Here is a 14,854-nt window from a genome sequence, read left to right as displayed (position 1 = left end):
GAGCTCGGCGTGGCTCCTGAATGATCGCCTCGTCGGCCGACGTTTCGGTCGGCCAGCGGTCCCCTCTCGCGGGGCCGCTACGCGGGCCACGTTTTCGGCGGCGGGGAGGTCGGCTGCGATGGTCAGGCTGTTGATTTGAGCAGGGCGGCGGTCACCTTGGGCCGGCAGCACTCATCACGGAGGCTGGTCGTTGTCAAGGCGGGTCCGGTAACCAGTTTGCTCGGCGGGGCGGGTCCGCCAGGATGGCAGTCATGCGGGTTCGTCGTGCCGATGTCACCGACGCGCTGGCGATAGCCGTGGTACACGTGGCCTCATCGCGGGCGGCGTATCAAGGACTGTTGCCCCAGGACGATCCGGACAGTCAGGAAACAGGCCGGCGGCGCGAGGTATGGGAGCGGATCCTGGCCGAAGCGGACTGGCCACGCTCCGCGACGCTGGTGGCTGACAACGACGATGGCATCGTCGGGTTCGCCGATCTGTGCCCGACACGAGACCAGGACGCCGACCCGCTCACGGTCGGCGAGATCACGGCCATCTACCTTCTGCCGGCCGTCTGGGGCGCGGGCGTCGGCGCGCTGCTCATGACAGCGTCCGTCAACGCGCTGGGCGAGGCTGGCTATCGACAGGCGACCCTGTGGGTACTGGAGACAAATCACCGGGCTCGGCGCTTCTACGAAGCGAACGGCTGGCTGGCGGACAAGGCAGTCAAGCAGGACAAGACACGCGGCGTCCTACGGACCATCGTGCGATACCGACGGTCACTCGGCTGACCAGCACCCACTCCACCCATTACATCGTCGATCATCTACATAACGATCCCGGGCTGCCGTACTAGCGTCGAATCCACTCTGGACATCAACACAGAGCCCTCGGCTACACACTCACCAACCTTGCCGTGCCCGTGCCATCCCCACCCGAAGTATCAAGACAGGCTCCGTACGAGGTAGCCGCGAAGAAACCTGGTCAGAGGATGGACAGGCGGGGAGTGCAGGGTCGGAGATGCTAATCAGTTGTCACTCGTAGCCGAGATCTTCTTCGGAGTGCAGGCGCCACCCGTTGTACCGCTTGACCAGGACGAAGGCGGTGCGCTCAAAAACGTCGTAGTACCCGGAATCCGGGTCGTGGCCACATGTGAACCAGAGCGCCTCGACCCGCGCCGTGTCCGGGGTCTCGCTGACGACAGTCACCTTTTCCAGTGTGGACACGGCGCCGAATTCATCAGTTTTGTTGCGGTTATGCGCTTTGGCGTACTCGGCGCAATAGTCAGCAGGGCTCTGGTAGAGCATCTGAACCTCTTGGGTGCGGGGTGCGGCCGGTATGTATGAGCATGATGGCATTGTCGTCGCTCAAGGAAGCCGTAGCTTCTCGGCTCGACACTCGAACCGCGCTTTCCCACCTGAGTTCCAGGGCGTTGAGGACCACAGCCTGCAAGGCTCTGTCCCTCATAACCCACCTTCAGGGTCTTCGCGGAAGCGGTCGGACCCAGTGCGGGCGGTCCGGCCCGCGACCGTTGCCGCCGCGTCGGCCATTCCGTCGCGACCCGGCCGACAAGCGTCGTGTTCCACGCGGACCGTCAGGACACCGAGGCGGCCGGCTGGCGGCATCTGCTGGCACTGATCGTGCGCGGAGCTGTCGGCGCGGTGACCGTAGCCAACGTGGTCTTACCTCGCCAGGGTTCGTGGCAGACTTGGGTCGCATGCTGCGTTTTCGCTCCTGGGACGGCACGGACCTGGCATATCGGGTGGTCGGCTCAGGTCCGCCCCTGGTGTGCGTCCCGGGTGGTCCGGGTCAGGCCGTCGAGTACCTCGGTGAGTTGGGCGGTCTCAGCGATCACCGGACGTTGATCCTGCTGGACAACCGCGGCACGGGCGCGTCGCGGGCCCCGCGGGATCCCACGACGTACCAGGTCGACCGGCTCGTCGAGGACGTCGAGGCGCTGCGCGGCCACCTTGGGCTGGATCGGATTGACCTGTTTGGACACTCGGCGAGCGGTGGGATCTGCCTGTTGTACGCGGCCGAGCATCCGCACCGGCTCGACCGTCTTGTGCTGATCGATCCGTCCCTGCGCGTGGTTGGTATCCAGTCCGACCTTGGCGTGGACGAGGTGCTGGCCCGACGGGAGCATGAGCCGTGGTACGCCGACGCGGTCGCCGCCCTGCGCGCCGAGGCCACATCGCCGCAGGACCTGGAGCGGTACCGCTGGCTGTCGGCGCCGCTGCTGTATGGGCGGTGGGACGCCGCGGCCCAGGCGCAGGCCGCCGCCGAGCCCGCCCAATTCGCCCAGCCGGCCACGGACGGGTTCTACACCGGCTTCGAACCGGACCCGACGCTGCCGAAACGGCTCGCGGCGCTCACGGTGCCGGTGCTGTTGGTGGTCGGTGAGTACGACATCTGGCCAACGTCCGCGGCCGTACGCGACCTGGCCGCCCTTCTCCACAACGCCGACCTGGCGGTGCTGCCCAGAGCCGGGCACTTCCCTTGGGTGGACGACCCAGCCACCTTCGCGGCGACTGTGGAGGCATTCCTCGCCCGCCGCGCGGCACCGCCCGCTACCTAGCCCCGGCTCGACCTCGTCGCGCACTAACCAACCAGGCCCGACAGGCGTGACTACGCGCCCGCCACGTGCACGTACGCACCGGTGAAGTCGTGAAGTGCAGCAACCCGCCGGCCTGCGTGAGCTGTCGACGTGCGCACCGATTCCTCGTGCTGGGCGCATGTGTGGCGCAGCAGGTGTCCGGACCACGCACACCGTCCGATCTTCCTGTATGAGCTTGACGGGAGGCTCCGCGGGCTACGACCCGGTTGGGAAGGCTGGACGTGCCGGCGAGGGATTCGGCTGGTGCGGTCGTAGTAGTTGGTGGGCAGGGTGTAGGTGCCGGGTCTGGGTTGAGCGTGAGCCTGACGTGTGGGCCGGGTCCGCTGCCGGCCGCCGCCTGGTATCCGTGGCCAGGCAGCGGCCGACGCGGCCCACATGTGCCAGCCGTTCGGTTGGCGGCGCTCGACCTGCAAAGGAGATCGGGAAGGACGCTCGACTGGCTGGCCGTATGGAGGATGCCGAAACGTTCGTCGAGCGAGTCCGCCAGCGACCTGTGCCTAGTACCCGTGCACCTCCATACAGGCTCCGACGGTCGGGTACGGGCCGTCCCAGGTGCCGTCGTCCCACTGCAACCACAGGCAGTACAGGAAGGTGTAGATCAAGTCGATGATGCCCTGGCTGGGTTCGGCGTTGGGTACGGCGAGGTCCCGCGTGCACTGGCCCAACGCGACGACGTCGTTGCGTGGCACTCGGGTCGCGCACGGCTCGATGGCGGCCAGCAGTCTCGCCTTGGTCGCCTGGACTTCGGTTGGGCTGGCCGCGGTCGCCGTCGTGCTGGCCGCCGCCGTCGGGCGTGCAGCCGTCGCCGTAGGCGGGATGCCAGCGAGCAGGGCTATCGCGAACGCGGCGGCTGCCGCGGCTCGGGCCGCCCCGCGCAGGGCCCAAGGAGCGTGGATGACAGGCATGACTTTCTCCGATCTGTCGGTGCCCGGGTGTGGTGCCGGACACCGGTGAGAGATATGCCGGCCGCTACCACCAACAACTTCCACCTGTCGGGATCGCGACAGCCGCTTCTGTACCCTCTGGCATTCCATAGGCAGGGTGGCCCCGGGGCGTGATCTTCGGGGCCACGGCTCGGGTGCGAGGGGAGCTACCGTGCCGGAGATGGACGACCGTGGGCTTGTGGCGGCGATGGTCGCCGGCGACCCGCGGGGTCTCGACGGCGCCTACCGCCGCTATGCGCCCCGGCTGTACGCGTACTGCCGGGCGACCCTGCGCGACGCGGACGCGGCCGCCGACGCGGTGCAGGACACGTTCGTCATCGCGGGCCGGCGGGCCGGGCAGCTGCGCGAGCCGGAGCGGCTCCTGCCGTGGCTGTACGCGATCGCCCGGCGCGAGTGCCTGCGCCAGATCCGCGACCGGCGGCGCGAGTCGCCCGCCGAGCTCGACGACACCACCGCGGACACCGCCGATCTCGGCGCGGGTGTGCGGGCGGCGGAGGTGCGCGAGCTCGTGCACGCAGCGGCGGCCGGGCTCGGCGACGGCGACCGCGAGGTGATCGAGCTGGCGCTTCGGCATGGACTGTCAGCGGCGGACATCGGCGCGGTGCTCGGCGTCTCCGCCAACCACGCGCACGCCCGCCTGTCCCGGGCCCGTTCCCAGCTGGAGCGCGCGCTCGGCGTGCTGCTCGTCGCGCGGGCGGCGGCCTGCCCGGGGCTGCGGGAGCTGGTCCCCGGGTGGGACGGCCGGCTCACCCCGCGGCTGCGCAAGCGGCTCGGCCGCCACGTCGATGGATGCGCCCGCTGCGTGGCGAGCCGTGCCGCGCTGCTCAGCCCGGCGGCGCTGCTGACCGGGTACGTAGCGGCGCCGTTCGCGGTGCTGCCCGCCGCCTCGTGGCGCCCGGCCGGGCCGCCGGATGTCCGGCTCGACCGCGACGGGTTTGCGGCGCGGCGGCGGCGAAGCACGCTGGCGGCGGCCGGAGCCGCGGCGGCCATGGCGATGCTGGTCGTGATCGTGCTGACCCGGCCCGGGAAGACCACGCCACCGCCCGACCTGGCGAGCGGATCCGCGCCGCCGGCACCGTCCACATCGGCGTCCGCGGGTCCACCGACACTACCGGTCGCACCCGTGGCGCCCCCGCCGTCGACCGCGCCCTCGGCCGCACCGCCCTCACCGGCCGCCTCGTCATCCGGCCCATCATCCATACCGGACCCGACCGGTCCACTGTCCACACCAGAGCCCGACAGCCCGACACCATCCACAAGCGAACGCCGGCCCGCGTTCGCCGTCACGGCGAGCGGGGACGTACGGTGCGGCTCGGACGGGGCGACGTACACGCTCTTCGCCGACGCCACCGCCAACCGCACCATGACCTCGAGTCGTCTCTACTGGCGGCCCGCCACCGAGTCCGCCCCCCAGAGCGCCGCCATGACCGCGACCACGCGCAGCACCGCCAGCGGCAGCCGCACCGGCCTGCGCCACGTACGGATCGTCTGGTGGGTGCGGGGCACGGCGGCCGACGGCACCACCGACGACAGCCCACACCGGACACTTGCCAACCCGTGCAGCCACGACATTGTTGCCGCTACGCCAGCGAGTCGGGCGCCGTCGGCAACGCGGCGGCCGGTCTCGCCGGCCTGATGCGGGCCTACGACCTGACACTGGTCGACTGGTGCCGCTGCGCCTCGGTCGGCCCGGAGTCCGTCGCGAAGTACCTGCACGCGACGCTGTAGCAGGCGGTCCAGCAACCGCACTGCCACGCCGCCATTCCCTTCCGTCGGGGTGCGGCTGCCCAGCGGCGCCTCTTGTCGCCATTACGTGGGGACGTGCCTGCCGCAGCTCACGATAGCGCCTGAGTGTCGGCTTCACGACCTCGCGACGGGTCTTGCCGAGCGGTCCTCCACAGTAGACTCCTCCTGTGGAGGAACTAGGGCTCGCGGCGGCGTTGGAAGCCTTGCGCGACGAGTTGGAGTCCGCGTGGCGATCGGGTGAGGGGCGCAGCGTGCGGTTCCGCGCCAGCGAGGTGACGCTGACCGTGGAGACCGTGGCCAGGCTGGACAGGGACGGCTCCGGCAAGGTCCGTTGGTACGTGGTCGAGGCCGGCGCTGGCGTGCGTTCCGGCAACGAGCGGACACAGACCCTGGTCTTGACGATGACGCCGCAGCTGCACGACGGCGACGACGGTTCGCCGGGTCCCTTGGACATCTCAGGCGACCAGCCCGCACCGGGCCGGTAGCCGGCTGACGGGTAGCCGGCCGTGGCTCAGCGCTTGTGGGACAGCCGGCTCGCGGAGGTCTGGGCCTGGCCCGGCCGGGCAGGCTCCGGCGTGGCGATCGGCGCGCGCGGGGTCCTGACCGCGCACCACGTGGTGGCCCAAGCGTCGCGGGAGCCGCGTCCCGGGGGCGTCCTGGTTCGCTTGATCCGGCGCGGTGAACCGGCGCCCCGATGGGTGAACGCCCGGGTCTTGGCCGCCGATTCCGCCTGGGACCTGGCCATTCTTGAAGTCGAGCCGGACGCGGACGACGCGCCCGGCTGGGCGGCGCCGCCCTCGGCCGAGCCCGGGTGGTGGCCGTGGGAAGCACGGTAGAGCACGGCTGCGAGACGGTCGGCTTCCCGGACGAGGCCCGCCAGTCCGGCGGCCCGGCCCACATGCGACGGTCCGGCAGTCCGAGCAGGTCTGGGGGACGCTGCTGCCCATGGGGCAGGCCAAGCCACCGGCAGCTCAGGGACATCCCTTGCCCCGGCAGTGGATGCCGTTGGACGTCTCGACCGCCACACCGGTGGCGCGGAGCGGCTGGGGCGGGATGTCCGGCGCCGGGGTGCTGCTGCCGGAGGGGCAGCTGGTCGGCGTGGTGGTCGGCGCCGACGCCGACCGCCAGCAACGCCGCCTCATGGTGGTACCGCTCGAAGCCGCGCTCGCCGCGTCCACCGCTATCTCCCGGGGTGGGCGGCGGTGACCGGCGCGCCGGCCGTGGTGGTCCCCCGCCACGAGCGCACGCTTCCCGATATCAGCCTCTCGCCCGGTCCGGTGGTCCGGTCGGCGTACGTCCACCAGGTGCGGCGGATAGCGCCGGAGACCCTCGTCGATCGGGAGGCGGAGCTCGCCGAGCTGTCCCGGTTCTGCATCGGGTCGGACGGCGATCCGTACCTGTGGTGGCGGGCTCCGGCGTGGACCGGCAAGTCGGCCCTGCTGTCCTGGTTCGTGCTGCACCCGCCGGCGCACGTGCGGGTAGTGGCGTTCTTCGTCACCGGCCGGCTCGCGCATCAGGACGACCGCGACGCCTTCGTTGACGTCGTCCTCGAGCAGCTGGCCGAGCTGCTCGGACAGCCGATGCCGGTGTTCCTCACGCAGTCCACAAAGGACGCCCACCTGCTCGGCATGCTCACCGACGCGGCCGAGGCGTGCCGGCGCCTCGGGAAGCGGCTCGTCCTCGTCGTGGACGGGTTGGACGAAGACGCCGGCGTCGGCACCGCGCACAGCATCGCCAACCTGCTGCCCGACCGGGTGCCGGCCGGGATGCGCGTCGTCGTCGGCAGCCGCCCGAATCCTTCCGTCGAGGCCGCCCTCCGAGCATCCGCCGTCGTACGGAGCCTCGACCAGTCCCCCGCGGTGGTCGACATCCGCGCCGGGGCGGAGCGGGAGCTCGACGAGGTCTTGCACGGCGACCGGGTCGGGTCCGAGCTGCTCGGCCTGATCACCGCCGCCGGGGGCGGTCTCAGCTGCGCCGACCTGGCCGACCTGACCGGCCGGCGGAGGCGTGACGTGGAGTCGTACCTGCAAGGACGGGCCGGACGCGTCTTCACCCGGCGGCTGAGCCTATGGCAGGCCGGTACGGCGCCGGAGGTCTACCTGTTCGGTCATGAGGAGCTCCAGCAGACGGCGGTGCGGCGGCTCGGCGAGGCCGAGCTCGCCGCGCACCGGCAGACCATCCACGCCTGGGCCGACCGGTACCGCGACGCCGGCTGGCCGGCCACGACACCGGAGTACCTGCTGGGCGGCTACCACTCCTTGCTGCGGTCCACCGCAGATCTGCCGCGGATGGTCAGCTGCGGCACCGACGCCGACCGGCACGACCGGATGCTGGACCTGACCGGCGGCGACAGCGCGGCGTTCGCCGAAGTCACCAGCGCCCAGGAGGCCGTACTCGCCGGCGGTGGCAGCGATCTACTGGCGATGGCCAGGCTGATGGTCCACCGCGACCACCTCGCCGGCCGCAACACCGGCATCCCGGAGGCGCTCGCAAGTGTGTGGGCCAGGCTCGGGCAACCCAACCGGGCCGAGGCGCTCGCCCGGTCGATCACCGAACCGGGCCGGCGGTCACGGGCCCTGGCCGACCTCATGACGCTTGCGGCACGCGCCGGCGACCAGGCCAGGGCGGCGTCCCTGGCCGACCTGGCCGAGGCGGCCGCCGTGTCGATCACGGATTCCGACCGCGACGCCGCGCTCGCGTACCTTGCCGGCGCCTGGGCCCGGCGCGGCGACCTCGATCAGGCCGTGCGGCTCACCGTCTCGATCTCGGACGAAGGCAGCCGGGCGGTGCGGTTCGCAACCCTCACCAGGATGCGGGCGGCGACCGGCGACGCCGGACACGCCACGCGGCTCGCCCGTCTCGCCGAGTCCGCCGCGTCCTCGATCAGCGACGCCGGCGAACGCGTCGACGCCCTGATCGACCTGGTGAAGCGGGCCGCGGGTGCCGGCGACGCCGACGAGGTGGCCGCGCTGGTGGCGCGTATCGAGGCGGTGGCCGCGACCATCGAAAACCAGGACGACCGCGAAGGCGTGTACGCCACGCTGGCCCGGACCATCGCCGGCCTCGGCGACGTCGAACGCGCCGAGGCGATAGCCGGCGGGATCACCGACCGGGACTGGCGGGCGGTGGCCCAGGCGGGCCTCGCCCTGGCGCTCGCGGCACTTGGCGAGACCGAGCGGGCGGTCACGCTGGCCGACGCGGCCGCGGCCGGAGCCGAGCAGTCCATCCATCCCAAGCTTCAGGAGGCCGTCCTCTACGACCTGGTCCGGGTGTACGCCCGCGCGGGCCAAATCGGACGGGCGGCCGGCCTGCGCCGGATGCTGTGGGATCCGAAGACCGGCGAGATACCCGGGTCGCGGGTGCTGAACGAGCTGGTCACGGTCCTTGTCGACCTCGGTGATCTCGATGCCGCCGAGCGCGTCGCCAACTCGATCCCTGTGCCGTACGGACGGGCCTGGACCCTGACCGACCTGATCCCGCCGGCGGCCGCGGCGGGTGACACCGAACGGGTGGCACGGCTGACCGAGCGGGCGTACCGGGCCGCGCGCTCCGTCGAGTCCTCGCGGTGGAGCGTGGACACCGCGTCGAACGCGCTAGCCAGGCTCGCGGCGACCACGGCCAGGATCGGCGACATCGACCGGGCCGAGGAGGTGGCGCGTGCGGCCAGCGACCCGCGCCGCCGGTCACAAGCCCTGGCAGAAATCGCCGAGTACGCGGCCAAGGCCGGTCAACCGCGCGCTGCCGCGCTGGCAGCGGACTCGGAGCGAGTCGCTCGATCCGACGCCACTTCCGCCCCACAGGTCGTCGTCGACCTGATCCGACCGCTGGCGGGGCTGGGCGAGTTCGACCGGGCGTCGGCACTGGCCGCCGTTATCCGCGACCCGGAGACGCGGGCCAAGGCGGTCGCCGACGTCGCCGAAGCCTTGGCCCGAGCCCAGGCCGCGTCCCGGTCGACCAACCCGAGCGGCAAGGCGTCCCAGAGCGATCACGCAAGCTTGGTGGACGCCGCGATCCGGGCCGGCGACCTCGACCGGGCCGAGGAGCTGGCCGGTACTTTGTCCGGCAGCGAAACCCGTGCGGGGGCGATTGCGAGAGTCGCCATCGCCGTCGCCGAGGCGGGCGACCTCGACCGCGCGGAGGCCCTGACCCGCTCGCTCGGAAACCACTGGGCGAGCGCGCTGACCGCTGTCGCGGAGACCTTCGCCGACCTCGACCACGTGCCACGGGCGGAGGCGTTGGTCCGGACCATCCGCGACCCCGACGCGCGCGACCGCGCGCTGACCCGGATCGCCGAGGCAGCTCCCGACGTCGACCAGGCGCAGGCACTCGCCGCCACCATCTCCGACCCCCGCCAGCGGGCCCGGACGCTTGCCACGCTGGCCGAGTCGGCGGCCGCCGCGGGAGACGCCGACCGGGCGAGAACCCTCGCCGACGGCGCGGAGGCGGCCGCCGACCTGATCGACAACCCGTACTGGCGTGCCACCACGCTTGTCGAACTGGTACGCCTGGCCCATGGCGACGCCGCGAAGGCCCTCGCGACCAAGGTCGTGGCCCTGATCGACACCACGGCGGACCCGAGGGAACGGCAGTTTGTGATCCGCCAGGCGTTCGCGGCGGTCACCGCGACGCGCGACACCGACCGCGCCGTGGCACTCGCCGTCTCGTCCGCCGACCCCCTGGACCGTCTCCGGTTGCTGGTCAAGATCTTCAAGATCACGGCCGCCGCCGGCGACTCCGGCCGGGCCCGCAGCCTCTTCGGGCTGGCCGAGGCGCAGGTCCAACTCGTCGGCGAGCCGGACCTCCGGCTGCGCGCACTGCTCGATCTGGCCATAGCCGCCGGACCCGAGAACGCGCACCGCCTGCTGGCCACCGCGCTGTTCCACGACTACCCGACGCGGAGCATGCTGTTCTACGACGCGACACCGATGCATGCCCTGGCCGCGGTCGCTCCCGCCGTGCTCGTCGCCGTGGCCGACGAGGTACTCCACCTCAGCTAAACCCTGGAAGGACGCTGTCAAACCCGCTCGGCCAGGGCTCGGGCCTCGTCCACCTCGGGCGAGCCGGCCTGCTCGAACCCGCTGATGGCCGCCGCGACTGCCTCCTGCGCTCCGGCGTCGCCTGCGGCGTGCCGCACCCGGGCCAACTCCAGTTGGGCGCGTGCCTCGTTGAGGATGTCGTCGGCGCCGCGGAGTACCGCGATCGCCTCCGCGAGCCGTTCCGCCGCCGCCTGCAGTCGCCCCTCGTCACGGTCGAGGGCGGCCAGGACCGTGAACGCGATGGCCCGGCGCCTGCCGCCGCCGAAGTCGAGGTAGGTGGTAATCGCCTCGTCCAGCCGCCGCGCGGCCTCCTCGTGGCGGCCTTGGTCGCGATGTGCCTGCGCCATGCTGACCCGCGCGTCGGCCGCGCCGAGCCGCTCGCCGATCTCGGCGTAGATCTCCAGGCACCGCTCGTACGCCGCGACGGCGTCCGCGGGCCGATCGCGCAGCCGGGCGATCCGGCCGAGGGTCATCCGCGCGTACGCTTCGCCGCTGCGGTCGCGGAACTGTGTCTGCATCCGCAGCGACTCGGCGGCGTGCTCTTCGGCCTGGTCGAGGAGTCGCTGGTCGGCGTAGACGACGGCGAGGTGGGTGTGCCCGTAGGCCACGCCGGTCCAGTCCTCGGCATCGGTCCAGGCGGCCTGCGCCTGCTCGAGGTATGAGCGGGCGGTCACCAACCGGCCTCGGTCGAGGGTGACCTCGCCGGCTCCGTTGAGCGCCGCCGCCTGGATCAGCCGGCTGTCGAGCCGGCGCCCGAGGTCGAGGCTGGCCTCGTAGCAGGCGACCGCCTTCGCCGGCAGGCCCGCATCGCGGTAGGCGTTGCCGAGGTTGCGCAGGATGAACGCCTCGCCGCGGGGGTTGTCGGCCCGCCGGGCGGCCTCGACGGCGAGTTCGTGAGTCGTCGTCCAAGGCTTCCACAGGGCGAACACGCGGCAGTGGAAATGCAGCGGATCGGCCAGTTCCCAGGTCATGTCCCACAGGCCGGCCTCGTACGCCTGGGTCACCGCCGCCACGATCCCCTGCGTTTCTACCAGGAACCAGCTGAACGGGGTGGGGCGCATCAGCTCGTCGATGTCGAGCCCGGGTGGCGGCCATTGGGTCGCCCGGCTGGCGAGCGGATCGCGCTTGCTGTTGGGGGCCAGCAGGTACAGGCCGCGCTTGGACAACGCGAGGTACGCGCCGAGAAACCGGCCGCTCGCCGCACCCAGCTCGGCCGGCTCCTCCTCGGCGCGCATCCGCTCCCGGGCGAACGAGCGCAGCAGGTCGTGGAACCGGTATCGGGGCTGGCCGGTGGCGTCGAAGCCGTCCGATTCGAGCAGTTGGGCATCGACCAGTCGTTCCAGCGCCTCCTCCGCGGTTGGGACGTCGGTGTCGAGGACCGCGGCGGCCACCCAGGCGGCGAAGTCGGAGGCGCGGATCAGGCCGAGCCGGCGAAACGCCTGGCGGTCGGCTTCGGCGAGGCCCTCATAGCTGAGCGCGAAGGCGGCACGCACTTCAAGATCACCTGCTCTCAACTCGGCGATCCGCGTGCCCTCGTCGCGTAGCCGTGTGGCCAGATGGGTCAAGGGCCAGCGGGGACGGGCGGCCAACCGCGCGGCGGCGATCCGCAGCGCCAGTGGCAGGTGGCCACAGAGCTCGGCGATCTCAGCCGCGGCGGACTCGCCGCCGGCCACCCGGGACTCTCCCAGGATCTTCGCGAGCAGGTCGATCGACTGCGCCGGCGGCATCACATCGAGGGTGAGCAGGCGGGCGCCGGGCAATGCGGTCAGCAATGGCCGACTGGTCACGATCACCGCGCAGCCGGGGCTGCCCGGCAGCAGCGGCCGCACCTGGGCCTCGCTGGCGGCGTTGTCGAGCAGGACCAGCATCCGCCGGTCGTACAGGAACTGCCGGTACAGGCTGGCCCGCTCTTCCAGCTCTTGCGGGATCGCCGCGCCCGCGACGCCGAAGGCGCGCAGGAACCCGCTGAGCACTTCGGCCGGGTCAAGCCGCTCGGCCTCCACCCCGCGCAGGTTGACGTAGAGCTGGCCATCCGGGTAGCGGTCGGCCAGCTCATGTCCAAGGTGGACGGCGAGCGTGGTCTTGCCGACACCAGCCTTGCCGGCGATAGCGAGCACCGGGACCGCCTGCCGGCTGCCGCTGCCGGCCTCGAACCAGGACAGTGCCTGCCGGATGTCGTCGTCGCGACCGGCGAAGTCGATCACGTGGGCGGGCAGCATGTGGATGCCGCTCGGCGCGGCGACCGGCTGCTGCGGGTGCTGGTGGATGATCAGGTCCCGGCCGGCCACGTACGTGCCGACCAGCCGCACGTCGCCGCCAGCCACGAGGCCGCTGCCGGACACGGTGGACGGAGACGGCGGCACGGGCTCGCCGGTCCCCTCAGGCGTCTCGGTCATGGCGTCCAGTCGATGGCGGCGAGCAGCGTTTCGGTGCCATTAGCCTAACGTCTCGCACCACGCGCAGCCGTCGTCTGACACCATCGGGTGAAATGGGGCCGGGCGTGCGCAGGTCGAGCCGATATCGCGGCCGGTGCCGTCGGCGTCGACGATGCCGGTCATCACCTCGAGCACGTGCCGGCCCAGCGCTCCGCCCGCCCGCTGCGGGCCACGGCCGCGCATCGCGTGTGCGAGATCGACGACGCCGATGCCCCGCCCCGCCGGCCAACGCTGCGGCACCGGCACCTCGATCCAGCGCCGCTGTCCCGCTCGCCGGAGCTGGACCCGGCCGCGGAAGAAGTTCGGGTCCGGTAGGACGAGCGCGCCCCGGGTGCCGTAGATCTCCAGCGGCGGCGTCCGGCTGCCCCAGACGTCGAAGCTCGCGGTGATCGTGCCGGTCACGCCGCTGGCGAAATCGAGAAGGCCGGTGACGTGGGTCGGCACCGTCGACTCGAACGTGGCGCCGGCGCGCGCACCCACGTCGATGGTGCGCAGCGGCGCGGGGCTGGCCCGCATCCCGGTCACCCGGCGCACCGGTCCGAGCAGGCTGACCAGCATCGTCACGTAGTAGACGCCCATGTCCAGCATCGGGCCGGCGCCCGGCTGGTAGAAGGCGTCGGGGGTGGCGCAGCTGCGTTCGTGCCCGGCGGCCAGCATGGCCGCGGCGGCGCCGAGCGGCGTGCCGATCTCGCCGTCGTCGATCAGGCCGCGCACGACCCGGGCGCTCGGACCAAGGAACGTGTCTGGCGCGCAGCCCAGCCACAGCCCAGCCGCGGTGGCCTCGGCGAGCAACCGCGCCCCGGTGGGGGCGTCGACCGCGAGCGGCTTCTCGGTGTACACCGACTTGCCGGCCCGCAGCGCGCGCTCGGTCACGCGCGCGTGCATCTGCGGCGGGGTGAGGTTGACGACCAGTTCGATGCCGGGATCGTCGAGGATCTCATCGACGGTGCCGGGCGCCGCGCCGGTGCGGGCCGCGAGCTCCCCTGCCCGTACGGGCAGCAGGTCCGCGCACCGGGCGACGTGGACCAGCGGGTGCCGGGCGAACGTGGCCGCGTACTTGCGGGAAACGTCGCCACAGCCGATCACGGCCGTAGCCAGCGGCCGCCCACAGAACGGTTCGACATCGACGATGCCGGAATTCTATGACCGTCCACCGTGGCCTGACAGCCTTACGGGATGAGACCGTTTCGTTTCGGCGTGGAAGCGTCCGACTCCTACGACCGGCTCGCCTGGCGGTCGCTGAGCCGCGACGTCGCCGACCTCGGGTACGCGAGCCTGCTCGTGATCGACCATGCCGGCGACCAGTTGGCTCCCCTGCCGGCGATGATGGCCGCCGCGGACGCCGCGCCCGGCCTGCGGGTCGGATCGTTCGTGCTGGCCGAGGGCCTCCGGCATCCCGCCGTGCTCGCCCGCGAGGCGGCGACCGTCGACCGCCTCACCGATGGTCGGGTCGAGCTGGGGCTCGGGGCGGGCTGGCGGCGTACCGACTACGACCGCCTCGGCCTGCTCTTCCCGAGCGGCGCCGAACGGGTGGAACGGCTCGCCGAGGCGCTGGCCATCGTCAAAGCGTTGCTGAGCGGCGGACGGGTCAGCATCACCGGCCGCCACTACACCGTCCATGACTTGGACGGCCTGCCCGCGCCGGCGCAGCGCCCTCATCCGCCCATCCTGGTAGGCGGCGGCGGCCGGCAGGTCCTCACGCTCGCGGCGCGGGAGGCGGACATCGTCGGCCTCAACCCGGTGCACACGGCCACCGAGGGCGTACCGACCGACCTGACGGCCGCGGCGACCCGGCGGAAGGTCGGGTGGATCCGCGCCGCGGCCGGTGAGCGGCTGGACCGGGTCGAGCTGAACATCCGGGCCTATCGCACGGTCGTCGCGCGCGACTGGCGCGCCGCGGCGGACGGGGTCGCCGCGGAGATGCGGCTACCGGTCGAGGAGGTGCTCGCCTCGCCGCACCTGCTCGTGGGCGACATCGAGCGATTGGTGGACGCGTTGGAACGGCACCGCGCGGAGTTCGGCGTCTCGTACGTGGTGGTGACCGCTGACGCGTACCGGGTGTTCGCCCCGGTCGTGGCCCGTATGTCCGGACGGTGA

Annotated in this window: 12 protein-coding genes; 8 read left to right on the top strand and 4 right to left on the bottom strand. The window is 72.1% G+C overall.

Features of this window, described 5'->3' with window-relative positions; all coding sequences use genetic code 11:
* Positions 1-242 precede the first annotated feature (242 nt).
* Positions 243-770 carry a GNAT family N-acetyltransferase gene (locus tag Prum_RS43410; protein ID WP_173083197.1) on the top strand — a complete coding sequence of 176 codons (528 nt, stop codon included), beginning with the start codon at positions 243-245 and terminating at the stop codon, positions 768-770.
* A 243-nt stretch (positions 771-1,013) separates the two neighbouring features.
* On the opposite strand, the gene Prum_RS43405 is transcribed toward Prum_RS43410, so the two are convergent.
* Entirely contained in the window at positions 1,014-1,286 is a 273-nt protein-coding gene (locus tag Prum_RS43405; RefSeq protein WP_173083195.1) for a hypothetical protein, read from the bottom strand.
* Positions 1,287-1,696: 410 nt separating this feature from the next.
* Between Prum_RS43405 and Prum_RS43400 the strand changes: the two genes are divergently transcribed.
* Positions 1,697-2,557 carry an alpha/beta fold hydrolase gene (locus tag Prum_RS43400; RefSeq protein WP_173083193.1) on the top strand — a complete coding sequence of 287 codons (861 nt, stop codon included), beginning with the start codon at positions 1,697-1,699 and terminating at the stop codon, positions 2,555-2,557.
* A 536-nt stretch (positions 2,558-3,093) separates the two neighbouring features.
* Here the strand turns inward: Prum_RS43400 and Prum_RS43395 are convergent.
* Positions 3,094-3,501, bottom strand: coding sequence for a hypothetical protein (locus Prum_RS43395; protein ID WP_173083191.1), 408 nt, complete (start codon positions 3,499-3,501; stop codon positions 3,094-3,096).
* Positions 3,502-3,700: 199 nt separating this feature from the next.
* Here Prum_RS43395 and Prum_RS43390 point away from each other — a divergent pair, with 199 nt between their 5' ends.
* The 5 genes from Prum_RS43390 to Prum_RS43370 all read left to right on the top strand — a co-directional run bounded on the left by Prum_RS43390 (position 3,701) and on the right by Prum_RS43370 (position 10,283).
* A complete protein-coding gene (locus Prum_RS43390; RefSeq protein ID WP_173083190.1) occupies positions 3,701-5,176 on the top strand; it encodes an RNA polymerase sigma factor in 1,476 nt (491 codons plus the stop codon).
* A gap of 277 nt (positions 5,177-5,453) precedes the next feature.
* The gene (locus Prum_RS43385; protein ID WP_173083189.1) at positions 5,454-5,771 is read left to right on the top strand and encodes a trypco2 family protein; all 318 of its coding nucleotides are present in this window, start codon (positions 5,454-5,456) and stop codon (positions 5,769-5,771) included.
* Between the two features lie 21 nt (positions 5,772-5,792).
* Positions 5,793-6,122 carry a S1 family peptidase gene (locus Prum_RS43380; RefSeq protein WP_173083188.1) on the top strand — a complete coding sequence of 110 codons (330 nt, stop codon included), beginning with the start codon at positions 5,793-5,795 and terminating at the stop codon, positions 6,120-6,122.
* A 148-nt stretch (positions 6,123-6,270) separates the two neighbouring features.
* Positions 6,271-6,492: a hypothetical protein gene (locus Prum_RS43375; RefSeq protein WP_173083187.1), complete on the top strand. Its 222-nt coding sequence runs from the start codon at positions 6,271-6,273 to the stop codon at positions 6,490-6,492.
* On the top strand, positions 6,489-10,283 hold the full coding sequence (locus tag Prum_RS43370) for a P-loop NTPase family protein (protein WP_173083186.1): 3,795 nt from the start codon (positions 6,489-6,491) through the stop codon (positions 10,281-10,283). Before Prum_RS43375 ends, Prum_RS43370 begins: the two co-directional genes overlap by 4 nt.
* A gap of 17 nt (positions 10,284-10,300) precedes the next feature.
* Here the strand turns inward: Prum_RS43370 and Prum_RS43365 are convergent, their stop codons facing one another.
* A complete protein-coding gene (locus tag Prum_RS43365) occupies positions 10,301-12,718 on the bottom strand; it encodes an ATP-binding protein (RefSeq protein ID WP_173083185.1) in 2,418 nt (805 codons plus the stop codon).
* A 39-nt stretch (positions 12,719-12,757) separates the two neighbouring features.
* The gene (locus Prum_RS43360; protein WP_173083183.1) at positions 12,758-13,843 is read right to left on the bottom strand and encodes a Gfo/Idh/MocA family protein; all 1,086 of its coding nucleotides are present in this window, start codon (positions 13,841-13,843) and stop codon (positions 12,758-12,760) included.
* A 90-nt stretch (positions 13,844-13,933) separates the two neighbouring features.
* Between Prum_RS43360 and Prum_RS43355 the strand changes: the two genes are divergently transcribed.
* Positions 13,934-14,854, top strand: a complete 921-nt coding sequence (locus Prum_RS43355; RefSeq protein ID WP_173083181.1) for a TIGR03621 family F420-dependent LLM class oxidoreductase — start codon at positions 13,934-13,936, stop codon at positions 14,852-14,854.

It is taken from the genome of Phytohabitans rumicis (assembly GCF_011764445.1).
Lineage (GTDB): Bacteria > Actinomycetota > Actinomycetes > Mycobacteriales > Micromonosporaceae > Phytohabitans > Phytohabitans rumicis.
Note: the sequence above shows the minus strand (reverse complement) of the source record. Positions and strands in the feature narration are given on the sequence as shown.

Excerpts from the sequence above, each read along its gene's own strand:
- Prum_RS43410 (WP_173083197.1), top strand. The coding sequence starts at position 243 with ATGGCAGTCATGCGGGTTCGTCGTGCCGATGTCACCGACGCGCTGGCG.
- Prum_RS43405 (WP_173083195.1), bottom strand. The coding sequence starts at position 1,286 with ATGCTCTACCAGAGCCCTGCTGACTATTGCGCCGAGTACGCCAAAGCG.
- Prum_RS43400 (WP_173083193.1), top strand. The coding sequence starts at position 1,697 with ATGCTGCGTTTTCGCTCCTGGGACGGCACGGACCTGGCATATCGGGTG.
- Prum_RS43395 (WP_173083191.1), bottom strand. The coding sequence starts at position 3,501 with ATGCCTGTCATCCACGCTCCTTGGGCCCTGCGCGGGGCGGCCCGAGCC.
- Prum_RS43390 (WP_173083190.1), top strand. The coding sequence starts at position 3,701 with ATGGACGACCGTGGGCTTGTGGCGGCGATGGTCGCCGGCGACCCGCGG.
- Prum_RS43365 (WP_173083185.1), bottom strand. The coding sequence starts at position 12,718 with ATGACCGAGACGCCTGAGGGGACCGGCGAGCCCGTGCCGCCGTCTCCG.
- Prum_RS43355 (WP_173083181.1), top strand. The coding sequence starts at position 13,934 with ATGAGACCGTTTCGTTTCGGCGTGGAAGCGTCCGACTCCTACGACCGG.